The sequence below is a fragment of the Pseudomonas putida genome (genome assembly GCF_001976065.1).
Classification (GTDB): Bacteria; Pseudomonadota; Gammaproteobacteria; order Pseudomonadales; family Pseudomonadaceae; genus Aquipseudomonas; species Aquipseudomonas serbica.
The window spans coordinates 388,743-399,754 of record NZ_MNAH01000005.1; the positions used below are offsets into that span (position 1 = coordinate 388,743).

Annotated in this window: 7 protein-coding genes, 4 tRNA genes, 1 rRNA gene and 1 riboswitch; of the genes, 10 read left to right on the forward strand and 2 right to left on the reverse strand. The window is 57.1% G+C overall.

Annotated features, from left to right (window positions below; all coding sequences use genetic code 11):
• Positions 1-108 precede the first annotated feature (108 nt).
• Positions 109-621 (reverse strand): 6,7-dimethyl-8-ribityllumazine synthase, encoded by a 513-nt coding sequence (locus BKX96_RS20250; protein WP_046819619.1) that lies wholly within the window; start codon positions 619-621, stop codon positions 109-111.
• Positions 622-734: 113 nt separating this feature from the next.
• A riboswitch (FMN riboswitch) is annotated at positions 735-907 on the reverse strand.
• A 174-nt stretch (positions 908-1,081) separates the two neighbouring features.
• Here BKX96_RS20250 and ltaE point away from each other — a divergent pair.
• The 8 genes from ltaE (at position 1,082) to mgtE (ending at position 8,901) form a co-directional block, all read left to right on the forward strand.
• Complete coding sequence (gene ltaE / locus BKX96_RS20255; protein WP_046819620.1) at positions 1,082-2,086, forward strand: low-specificity L-threonine aldolase; 1,005 nt, start codon at positions 1,082-1,084, stop codon at positions 2,084-2,086.
• A 146-nt stretch (positions 2,087-2,232) separates the two neighbouring features.
• On the forward strand, positions 2,233-4,854 hold the full coding sequence (gene alaS / locus BKX96_RS20260) for an alanine--tRNA ligase (RefSeq protein ID WP_046819621.1): 2,622 nt from the start codon (positions 2,233-2,235) through the stop codon (positions 4,852-4,854).
• 91 nt (positions 4,855-4,945) lie between these two features.
• Positions 4,946-6,187 carry an aspartate kinase gene (locus BKX96_RS20265; RefSeq protein ID WP_046819622.1) on the forward strand — a complete coding sequence of 414 codons (1,242 nt, stop codon included), beginning with the start codon at positions 4,946-4,948 and terminating at the stop codon, positions 6,185-6,187.
• A 188-nt stretch (positions 6,188-6,375) separates the two neighbouring features.
• Positions 6,376-6,564: a carbon storage regulator CsrA gene (csrA, locus tag BKX96_RS20270; RefSeq protein ID WP_002554426.1), complete on the forward strand. Its 189-nt coding sequence runs from the start codon at positions 6,376-6,378 to the stop codon at positions 6,562-6,564.
• Between the two features lie 62 nt (positions 6,565-6,626).
• A tRNA-Ser gene (locus tag BKX96_RS20275) sits at positions 6,627-6,717 on the forward strand.
• A 107-nt stretch (positions 6,718-6,824) separates the two neighbouring features.
• Positions 6,825-6,901 (forward strand) — tRNA-Arg (locus BKX96_RS20280).
• Positions 6,902-6,973: 72 nt separating this feature from the next.
• Positions 6,974-7,050: transfer RNA gene (locus BKX96_RS20285), tRNA-Arg, on the forward strand.
• Positions 7,051-7,458: 408 nt separating this feature from the next.
• Complete coding sequence (gene mgtE, locus BKX96_RS20290) at positions 7,459-8,901, forward strand: magnesium transporter (protein WP_046819623.1); 1,443 nt, start codon at positions 7,459-7,461, stop codon at positions 8,899-8,901.
• A 102-nt stretch (positions 8,902-9,003) separates the two neighbouring features.
• Here mgtE and BKX96_RS20295 read toward each other — a convergent pair whose 3' ends face one another.
• Positions 9,004-9,330: an Arc family DNA-binding protein gene (locus BKX96_RS20295; protein WP_003178899.1), complete on the reverse strand. Its 327-nt coding sequence runs from the start codon at positions 9,328-9,330 to the stop codon at positions 9,004-9,006.
• 576 nt (positions 9,331-9,906) lie between these two features.
• Between BKX96_RS20295 and BKX96_RS20305 the strand changes: the two genes are divergently transcribed.
• Positions 9,907-9,983: transfer RNA gene (locus BKX96_RS20305), tRNA-Arg, on the forward strand.
• A 694-nt stretch (positions 9,984-10,677) separates the two neighbouring features.
• Positions 10,678-11,012, forward strand: a 16S ribosomal RNA gene (locus BKX96_RS33010); the annotation flags it as partial.

The following is an 11,012-nucleotide window of genomic DNA, read 5'->3' on the forward strand; positions in this document are numbered from 1 at the left end:
CTACCCCCTTTGTAGGAGCCGGCTTGCCGGCGAAAGCGGTGTAACAGGCACATTCATGTGGATGTGCCGCCGTCTTCGCTGGCAAGCCAGGCTCCTACAGGTCCTGCGTTAAACCGCGACGGCACGCGGCTCGGTGCGACGCAGTGCACGAATCTTGTGCAGCGTATCCGCACACGTCTTCGCCGCTTCCTGGCCTTTGTGCACGAAGTGATCAAAGAAGAACTTATGATGCAGTTCTTCGCCGGCATGGAAGTGGTGCGGGGTCAGGGACACCGAGAACACCGGCACTTCTGTTTCCAGCTGAACCTGCATCAGGCCGCTGACCACCGACTGGGCAACGAACTCGTGGCGGTAGATGCCGCCGTCCACTACCAGGGCAGCGGCGACAATGCCGGCATAACGGCCGGTCTTGGCCAGCAACTTGGCGTGCAGGGGCATTTCAAAGGCGCCGCCGACTTCGAAGAAGTCGATGTCGGACTCCTGATAACCCTGGGCAATCATTTCGGCGACGAAACCTTTTCGGCTCTGGTCGACAATGTCCTTGTGCCAGCAGGCCTGGATGAACGCTACGCGCTCGCCGTGATGGTGTTTGCTTTTGCTGTCGATTGCGGTGGGTTGCATGTTCTGATTCCTGTTTGTGTGAAAAACAGGGCTTATGAATCGAATGGGATTTAAGGGTACGCAGGCACAAGTGCCCACGGACGGCGCTTTGGTATAGGTGCCAGGTGCGCCAATCCCGTTCTCTCTTCATCCGGACTATGACCGTCGGCCCCGGAATCACACCGGGTCTGCTGACCTTGTCGCCACACACGGCAAAACCCCGTGTCTGTCACCAAGCGCTCGCGGGCTATGCGTGTTGCACGCAATTACCGCCGGTGGGGAGTTGCACCCCGCCCTGAGAACGTTTTGCTACCAGATTGTTTGGCAGCGAAGCGTTTTTATCACATATTTCCTACGCGCGCATCGGACCTTTCGGATGATTGTTATCGAGTTTTCCGTTGTATAAGGGTTGATTATTCAGCGGCTTGACCGCAGTAATCCTTTCCTTACAACGATTTCCCCTGTTTACGAGGCCCGAGTCATGAGTGTGATTGATCTTCGCAGCGACACCGTCACCCAACCCACCCCCGGCATGCTCGAGGCGATGGCTACTGCGGCCACCGGTGACGATGTGTATGGCGAAGATCCGACGGTCAACCGACTGGAAGCCGAGCTGGCAGAACGGCTGGGTTTTGCTGCCGCCCTGTTTGTCCCGACGGGCACCATGAGCAACCTGCTGGCTTTGATGGCCCATTGCGAGCGCGGTGACGAATACATCGTCGGCCAGCAGGCACACACCTATAAGTACGAAGGTGGCGGGGCGGCGGTACTCGGTTCGATCCAGCCTCAGCCGCTGGAAGTGCAGGCCGATGGCTCGCTGGACCTTTTACAGGTCGCCGCGGCGATCAAGCCGGACGACTTCCATTTCGCTCGCACCCGTTTGCTGGCGCTGGAAAACACCATGCAGGGCAAGGTCCTGCCCTTGGAATACCTGGCCCGGGCCCGCAGCTTCACCCGTGAGCACGGGTTGCAACTGCACCTGGACGGCGCGCGGCTGTACAACGCGGCGGTGAAGCTGGGCGTCGATGCCCGGGAAATCACCCGGCATTTCGATTCCGTCTCGGTCTGCCTGTCCAAGGGGCTGGGCGCGCCGGTAGGTTCGGTGCTGTGTGGCTCGGTCGAGTTGATTGGCAAGGCCCGGCGCCTGCGCAAGATGGTCGGCGGCGGCATGCGCCAGGCCGGGATTCTCGCGGCGGCAGGCCTGTACGCGCTGGAACATAACGTTCAGCGCCTGGCCGACGATCACGCCAACGCCCAATTGCTCGCCGAAGGCCTGCGTGAAGCAGGTTTTGAGGTCGAACCGGTGCAAACCAATATGGTTTACGTCGCGATGGGCGACGAGGCGGAAGCACTCAAGTCGTTCGCCGCCGGGCGCGGGATCATGCTCAGTGCTGCCGCTCGTCTGCGCATGGTCACGCACATGGACGTCAGTCGCGGGCAAATCGAGCAGGTCGTCGCGACATTCGTCGACTTTTCCCGTAAGTGATAGCGTTAGCGCTCCAATTGAACGTTTCTATCGTATAAACACGCTGTACCCCGCGCGCAGGGCCGATATAATGCGGCCCTTTGCCGTCGATTCGTCTGTTGACGTTTCGAACAGGCCTTTGGCCGCAGCCTCCGTGGAAGAACCTAATGAAAAGCGCAGAAATCCGTGAAGCCTTCCTTCGCTTCTTCGAAGAGCAAGGCCACACCCGTGTAGCCTCCAGCTCTTTGATTCCGGGCAACGACCCAACCCTGCTGTTCACCAACGCGGGGATGAACCAGTTCAAGGACTGCTTCCTGGGCCAGGAAAAGCGCGCGTACACCCGCGCCGTCAGCAGCCAGAAATGCGTACGCGCCGGCGGCAAGCACAACGACCTGGAAAACGTCGGTTATACCGCCCGTCACCACACCTTCTTCGAAATGCTGGGTAACTTCAGCTTCGGCGATTACTTCAAGCGTGACGCGATCACTTACGCCTGGAACTTCCTGACCTCCGACAAATGGCTGAACCTGCCGAAGGAAAAGCTCTGGGTCACCGTCTACGCCAGCGATGACGAGGCGTACGACATCTGGACGAAGGAAATCGGCGTTCCGGCCGAGCGCATGGTGCGTATTGGCGACAACAAAGGCGCGCCGTACGCGTCCGACAACTTCTGGACCATGGGCGATACCGGCCCGTGCGGTCCTTGCACCGAGATCTTCTACGATCACGGCGCCGACATCTGGGGTGGCCCACCGGGCTCACCGGAAGAAGACGGCGACCGCTACATCGAAATCTGGAACAACGTGTTCATGCAGTTCAACCGCACCGCCGATGGCGTGTTGCACCCGCTGCCAGCGCCGTCGGTCGACACCGGCATGGGCCTGGAGCGGATCAGTGCCGTGCTGCAGCACGTTCACTCGAACTATGAAATCGACCTGTTCCAGAGCCTGCTGAACGCATCGGCCAAGGCCATCGGTTGCACCAACGACGCCCAGGCTTCCCTGAAAGTCGTGGCTGACCATATTCGTTCCTGCGGTTTCCTGATTGCCGATGGCGTGCTGCCATCCAACGAAGGTCGCGGTTATGTACTGCGCCGGATCATTCGTCGGGCCTGCCGTCACGGCAACAAACTGGGCGCCAAGGGCAGCTTCTTCTACCAGATCGTCGCGGCCCTGGTCGCCGAGATGGGCGAAGCCTTCCCGGAACTGAAATCCCAGCAGGCGCACATCGAGCGCGTGCTCAAAGCCGAAGAAGAACAATTCGCCAAGACCCTGGAGCAGGGCCTGAAAATCCTCGAGCAGGATCTGGCCGAGCTCAAGGGCGATGTGGTTCCGGGCGATGTCGTGTTCAAGCTCTACGACACCTACGGTTTCCCGATGGACCTGACGGGCGACATCGCGCGCGAGCGCAGCCTGACCATCGACGAAGCCGGTTTCGAGCGCGAGATGGAAGCCCAACGCGTTCGCGCGCGTTCGGCCAGCTCCTTCGGCATGGACTACAACAGCCTGGTCAAGGTTGACGTCGATACCGAGTTCACCGGTTACACCGCTCACAGCGGTAGCGCCAAGATTGTTGCGCTCTATAAAGATGGGCAGTCGGTCGACGTGTTGAGCGAAGGCGAAGAGGGCGTGGTCGTTCTCGACCAGACGCCGTTCTATGCAGAATCCGGTGGTCAGATTGGTGATTGCGGCTTCCTCCAGGCTGGCGCTGCACGTTTCGACGTGCGCGACACCACCAAGACCGGCGGCGCGTTCCTGCACCACGGTGTGCTGGATTCGGGCAGCCTGATCGTTGGCTCGCCGGTTCAGGCGCAGGTGGATGCCGACGTACGTCACGCCACTTCGCTGAACCACTCCGCGACTCACTTGCTGCACGCCGCCTTGCGTCAGGTGCTGGGCGATCACGTCCAGCAGAAAGGCTCGTTGGTCGACAGTCAGCGCCTGCGCTTTGACTTCAGCCACTTCGAAGCCATCAAGCCTGAGCAACTGAAGGCACTGGAAGACATCGTCAACGCCGAGATTCGCAAGAACTCCGCCGTTGAAACCGAAGAAACCGACATCGAAACCGCCAAGCAGAAAGGCGCCATGGCGCTGTTCGGCGAGAAATACGGCGACAACGTGCGCGTGCTGAGCATGGGCAATTTCTCCGTTGAGCTGTGTGGCGGTATCCACGCCAACCGCACCGGCGACATCGGCCTGCTGAAAATCATCAGCGAAGGCGGTGTGGCTTCGGGTGTGCGTCGTATCGAGGCGGTCACCGGTGCGCAAGCACTGGCCTACTTGAACGCGGCGGAAGAACAACTCAAGGAAGCGGCCAGCCTGGTCAAGGGCAGCCGCGAAAACCTGATCGACAAGCTGTCGGCTGTGCTGGAGCGCAACCGTCTGCTGGAGAAGCAACTCGAGCAGTTGCAAGCCAAGGCCGCGAGCGCCGCGGGTGACGATCTGTCGGCGCAAGCCCTGGACGTCAAGGGCGTGAAAGTGCTGGCCGTGCGTCTGGACGGGCAGGATGGCAAGGCGCTGCTGGCGCTGGTCGATCAACTGAAAAACAAACTCGGCCGCGCAGTGATCCTGCTCGGCAGTGTCCATGAGGAGAAGGTCGTTCTGGTTGCAGGCGTAACCAAAGACCTGACTGGCCAACTCAAAGCCGGTGATTTGATGAAGCAAGCCGCTGCGGCAGTGGGCGGGAAGGGCGGTGGTCGTCCAGACATGGCGCAAGGCGGCGGTACCGACGCTGGCGCCCTGGATGCGGCACTCGCGCTGACCGTTCCGTTTGTAGAGCAGGGTTTATAAGGCAGTGCCTGCGGCCCGCAGTCTAGTGGCGGGTCGCAACGCTGTTTGAGTGATTATTTGGGCGCCCTTCATGGGCAGAGGCGGCTTTGAAATGGCTTTGATCGTACAGAAATTTGGAGGCACCTCGGTCGGCACCGTCGAGAGAATCGAGCAGGTTGCCGACAAGGTTAAGAAATTCCGCGATGCCGGCGATGACCTGGTGGTTGTGCTGTCTGCAATGAGCGGCGAAACCAACCGTCTGATTGATCTGGCCAAGCAAATCAGTGGCGGCGATCAACCGGTTCCTCGCGAGCTGGATGTGATCGTTTCCACGGGTGAGCAGGTGACGATTGCCCTGTTGGCCATGGCGCTGATCAAGCGCGGTGTGCCGGCAGTGTCCTACACCGGCAACCAGGTACGGATCCTGACGGATAGTGCGCACAATAAAGCGCGTATCCTGCAGATTGACGACCAGAAGATTCGCGGCGACCTGAAGGCCGGTCGTGTGGTGGTTGTCGCCGGTTTCCAGGGTGTCGACGAGCACGGCAACATCACCACTCTTGGTCGTGGCGGCTCCGACACCACCGGCGTGGCCCTTGCAGCAGCCTTGAAGGCCGACGAGTGCCAGATCTACACCGACGTCGATGGCGTCTACACCACTGACCCGCGCGTCGTGTCCGTGGCCCAGCGCCTGGACAAGATCACCTTCGAAGAGATGCTGGAAATGGCCAGCCTCGGTTCCAAGGTGCTACAGATCCGTGCGGTGGAGTTCGCCGGCAAGTACAACGTTCCGCTGCGCGTATTGCACAGCTTCAAGGAGGGTCCGGGCACCCTCATTACTATTGATGAAGAGGAAACCATGGAACAGCCGATCATTTCCGGTATCGCTTTCAACCGCGATGAAGCCAAGCTGACCATCCGTGGCGTGCCAGACATCCCGGGCGTTGCCTTCAAGATTCTCGGCCCTATCAGCGCCGCGAACATCGAAGTCGACATGATCGTGCAGAACGTTGCGCACGATAACACCACCGACTTCACCTTCACCGTGCACCGCAACGACTACCAGGCGGCGCAAACCGTGCTGGAAAAGACCGCTAGCGAGCTGGGTGCCCGTGAAGTCATCGGTGACACCAAGATCGCCAAGGTCTCGATCGTCGGCGTTGGCATGCGCTCCCACGCAGGCGTTGCCAGCCGCATGTTCGAAGCACTGGCCAAGGAAACCATCAATATCCAGATGATCTCCACATCGGAAATCAAAGTCTCCGTCGTGATCGAAGAGAAGTATCTGGAACTGGCTGTGCGCGCCTTGCACACGGCTTTCGAACTGGACGCACCGGTCCGCCAGGGCGAGTGATGCGTTTGCCAAGGGGCGCGGTCTGACCGCGCCTTTTGTTTTTTTGCAAGGCGCGACCCCAAGGCTGTTCTTTTGCTCGCGCTGGTCAATACTCAGGCATGTAGGCCGATGACCATTCTGGTTGTAGGTCGAGTGCCTTTTTTTTGCAGACTGTTGTCCCTGAAAATGTAATGCGTGAGGAGAAAGGTATGCTGATTCTGACTCGTCGGTGCGCAGAAAGCCTGATTATTGGTGATGGCGAAATCACCGTGACCGTGCTCGGCGTCAAAGGAAATCAAGTGCGTATCGGTGTCAACGCCCCTAAAGAGGTTGCGGTCCACCGTGAGGAAATTTACCTGCGTATAAAGAAAGAGAAGGACGAAGAACCAAGCCATTAATTTTTATCGTTTTTTATGTTTGCAAACGGGGAAAAGGTTGGTTAAGATACGCCCCGTGTTGCGGAGAGCTGGCCGAGTGGCCGAAGGCGCTCCCCTGCTAAGGGAGTACACCTCAAAAGGGTGTCGGGGGTTCGAATCCCCCGTTCTCCGCCATTATTTGCGTAGTACGTTGTAATCTGGCTTCTTCGGTAAGTTGTTGAAATTACTAGAAAAAGTGCTTGACATAGAGATTAGACGGCCTATAATGCGCGGCAACAAATGCACTCGTAGCTCAGCTGGATAGAGTACTCGGCTACGAACCGAGCGGTCACAGGTTCGAATCCTGTCGAGTGCACCATTTAAGAGTTGTTTGCAGTGATGTGAATGACTTGGCTCCAACCAGTTGTGATCTGGTCTAAAAACACAAAATGCACTCGTAGCTCAGCTGGATAGAGTACTCGGCTACGAACCGAGCGGTCACAGGTTCGAATCCTGTCGAGTGCACCATACACCAAAAAGCCCGCGTTTTACGCGGGCTTTTTGCCGTCTGGGTTTTGGCTTTTTCCTTCCTGCATCCTCTCTCGTCGAATTCGATGTTCGTTCGCCATGACAGCTACCGATCAAGGTAAGCGCCCGCATTTTCCATCACCATTGTGTTTTCTTTTCCAGATGAGTCGTCGCACTTTGTAGCGTTAGGTGCGCGCTCAAGATTGTTTCGCAAGCGCTTGTTTCAGCCATGATTTTTTAACGTTTTAAGCCGTCAGTCGGTGTATGATTGCCCCCGTCAGCCCCGCCGGGGCTTTTGGATTACTTCCATGGACTTACCCAGTAGTTACTCAATAACCCGATTTTCCAATCATGAATTGACTGATTGATCCTTCCGGCGCGCCCCGCTGCTGGGAGTGGAGTTCGCCTATGTCTGAAGTTGAAGTAAAGAAAACGCAGGAAAGCTTGCAGGACCGCCTGGCTCAAGTTGTTGAGCTGTTGCAGCGTCAGCGAGTGGTTGAAGACCTGACCCATCGCCAGGAAGGTCCGCATCAGGATCGAGTTGAAAACCTGGTTCACCGGCAAAATCTGGTCGAGCTGCAACGCAAGCTCGATGACCTGCACTCCGCCGACGTCGCCTATATTCTTGAAGCCTTGCCGCTGGATGATCGTCTGACGCTGTGGCAATTGGTCAAGGCTGATCGCGACGGCGACATCCTGCTCGAAGTATCCGATTCGGTTCGTGAAACCCTGATCGCCGACATGGACGATCACGAGCTCCTGGCTGCGGCGAAGGACATGGATGCCGACGAGCTTGCCGACCTGGCTTCCGAGCTGCCGCGAGACGTCGTCCACGAGCTGATGGAAACCCTTGACGGCCAGCAGCGCGAGCGAGTGCGCTCGGCGTTGTCCTATGACGAGGACCAGGTCGGCGCGCTGATGGACTTCGAGATGGTCACCATCCGTGAGGATGTCAGCCTCGAAGTGGTCCTGCGTTACCTGCGCCGCCTCAAGGAGCTGCCTGGCCATACCGACAAGCTGTTCGTGGTTGACTACGACGGTGTGCTCAAGGGTGTGCTGCCGATCAAGCGCTTGCTGGTCAATGATCCGGACAAGCAGGTTTCCGAAGTCATGGCCAGCGACCCGGTGAGCTTTCATCCGGATGAAGAAGCCTATGACGCTGCCCAGGCATTCGAGCGTTACGACCTGATTTCGGCGCCCGTGGTCGACAAGAACGGCAAGCTCATCGGCCGTCTGACCATCGATGAGATGGTCGACCTGATTCGTGAGGAGAGCGAAAACGAAGTTCTCAACATGGCAGGTCTGCGTGAAGAAGAGGACATATTTGCGTCAGTCTGGAAGTCCCTGCGTAACCGCTGGGCCTGGCTGGCAGTGAACCTGATCACCGCATTTGTCGCTTCCCGGGTGATCGGTCTGTTCGAAGGCTCCATCGAGAAGCTGGTGGCGCTGGCGGCGTTGATGCCGATCGTCGCAGGCATCGGCGGTAACTCCGGCAACCAGACCATCACCATGATCGTTCGGGCCATGGCGCTGGATCAGGTGAGTACGGGCAATACTTCGCGGCTGATGCGCAAGGAGCTGGCGGTAGCCTTGATCAACGGCGTGATCTGGGGTGGGGTGATCGGCGTTGTCGCCTACCTGTTGTATGGCAGCTGGTCACTCGGTGTCGTGATGACTGCGGCCATGACCCTCAATCTGTTGCTTGCGGCGTTGATGGGGGTCCTGATCCCGATGACCCTGGCGCGACTCGGGCGGGACCCTGCGATGGGGGCCAGTGTGATGATTACCGCCATGACCGACAGTGGTGGCTTCTTTATCTTCCTTGGGCTGGCAACGATTTTCCTGCTCTGAAGCGCTCTGTTTTAAAGCCCGCCCTACGGCGGGCTTTTTTATGACCGAATTTCAGGCAAAAAAAAGCCAGCGATCACGCTGGCTTGAACTTGCGGGGATGAGTCAGGAAGCGTCTGCAGCCATCTCGGCGTCATGGGCGATCAGTGAGACAAGCGCATTCTGCTGACGGTGAGAGAGTTGGCGGAAGCGTTGCAGCAGCTCGCGCTCGTGCAGTGACAACTCCGGGCTGTCCAGGCGCATGCTCAGCTCTTCGCCCAGTGCGCCTTCCTGAATGAGACTCTGCTCCAGGCGCGCAATGATTTCAGAGTTCATGCTGCGGTGATGATTGCGAGCCACTTCGGCAATGCGTTCACGCATTCCGTCTGGCAGACGTACGACGAACTTGTCAGCCGTACGGCTGGAATAAATTGCCTGTTTCAATGGGCGCATATATTTAACCGGTTAGTTCAGGGGAGCGGTTCTCGGGATTGGCCGCAGGATGTCTGATAGGACAAGCGCTCTGGCCAAATGTTCAACCTGAATTGATAGAGGCAGACATCATGCCTCAAAATCGCCAGATCATTGGCGCCAATTCTGTGACAAATATTGAGCTGGATAAAGGCGTTATGCCAGCACCAATTATCAGAAATGCGGACTGGTTTTGAAAAACTGCCGGGTCCGTCTCTCTGGTCGCGTCCTTTACCCTCTGGTCCTTCTGAAAAAAACCTGGGGCATCCCATGCGAATTCGATCACTGATCCTTATCTGTACAGGATAGTGGCAATTGGCCGATTTACTAGTGGCAAGCGTGTAGCGAGACTCGTTTAGGATGGGTGGCAGGCTGATTTCATGTAGCTGTGTCTTGCTGGGAGGGGGAGGGCGGGTTGTCGTCTGCTTGCGCGTCGAAAGTCCGAGCCCTCGCGTGACATCTGCCTACACTTAAAAAGCCCACGGATGACATGACAAAGGCAGGCTCGCCCGTTAACATGCACGCCGTCTCGCTGCGCGTATTTCCGCCGGCATCTGTGTCTCAGTAGCTCAATTGGATAGAGCATCCCCCTCCTAAGGGGAAGGTTGGCAGTTCGAACCTGCCCTGGGACACCATACGTATTCAACCTTCAGCAGTTCATGATTCTCTCGCCTGGCCTTTGTGAGTGCCGGGTAGGTGCAAGCGGATTGCTTGAGGCATGAAAGCCCTGCTCAGATAGGTATCTGGCGGGGCTTTTTCATAATGGGTGATTGTTTGGAGCTCTCTTCTATATAGAAGGGCGGTTTTTCCCGCTTCAAATTGCCTTTTTGATAGAAACAGTAAATCAGTGGTTGACGGCAGATTCTGGAAGCCTATAATTCGCCCCACTTCCGGCGCAGTCGAAACGGAAAACTCCTTGGTAAACAAAGAGTTACGCAGTTTTGACAGTGACTTGCTTCAGTTCATCGAAGCCGGCAGGGAGTTGAAAAAGAGGTGTTGACAGCAGCGTGTAACGCTGTAGAATTCGCCTCCCGCTGATGAGAGATCTGAAGCGCAAGTGGTTGAAGTTGTTAAGGATTCCTTGAAAACTTCTGAAAAATATCACTTGACAGCAAGTGAGGCTGCTGTAGAATGCGCGCCTCGGTTGAGACGAAAGATCTTAACCAACCGCTCTTTAACAACTGAATCAAGCAATTCGTGTGGGTGCTTGTGGAGTCAGACTGCTAGTCAACAGATTATCAGCATCACAAGTTACTCCGCGAGAAATCAAAGATGTAACCAACGATTGCTGAGCCAAGTTTAGGGTTTTCTCAAAACCCAAAGATGTTTGAACTGAAGAGTTTGATCATGGCTCAGATTGAACGCTGGCGGCAGGCCTAACACATGCAAGTCGAGCGGATGAAGAGAGCTTGCTCTCTGATTCAGCGGCGGACGGGTGAGTAATGCCTAGGAATCTGCCTGGTAGTGGGGGACAACGTCTCGAAAGGGACGCTAATACCGCATACGTCCTACGGGAGAAAGCAGGGGACCTTCGGGCCTTGCGCTATCAGATGAGCCTAGGTCGGATTAGCTAGTTGGTGAGGTAATGGCTCACCAAGGCGACGATCCGTAACTGGTCTGAGAGGATGAACAGTCACACTGGAACCTGCATATTATACACATCT

Excerpts from the sequence above, each read along its gene's own strand:
- BKX96_RS20265 (WP_046819622.1), top strand. The coding sequence starts at position 4,946 with ATGGCTTTGATCGTACAGAAATTTGGAGGCACCTCGGTCGGCACCGTC.
- ltaE (WP_046819620.1), top strand. The coding sequence starts at position 1,082 with ATGAGTGTGATTGATCTTCGCAGCGACACCGTCACCCAACCCACCCCC.
- BKX96_RS20295 (WP_003178899.1), bottom strand. The coding sequence starts at position 9,330 with ATGCGCCCATTGAAACAGGCAATTTATTCCAGCCGTACGGCTGACAAG.
- csrA (WP_002554426.1), top strand. The coding sequence starts at position 6,376 with ATGCTGATTCTGACTCGTCGGTGCGCAGAAAGCCTGATTATTGGTGAT.
- mgtE (WP_046819623.1), top strand. The coding sequence starts at position 7,459 with ATGTCTGAAGTTGAAGTAAAGAAAACGCAGGAAAGCTTGCAGGACCGC.
- BKX96_RS20250 (WP_046819619.1), bottom strand. The coding sequence starts at position 621 with ATGCAACCCACCGCAATCGACAGCAAAAGCAAACACCATCACGGCGAG.
- alaS (WP_046819621.1), top strand. The coding sequence starts at position 2,233 with ATGAAAAGCGCAGAAATCCGTGAAGCCTTCCTTCGCTTCTTCGAAGAG.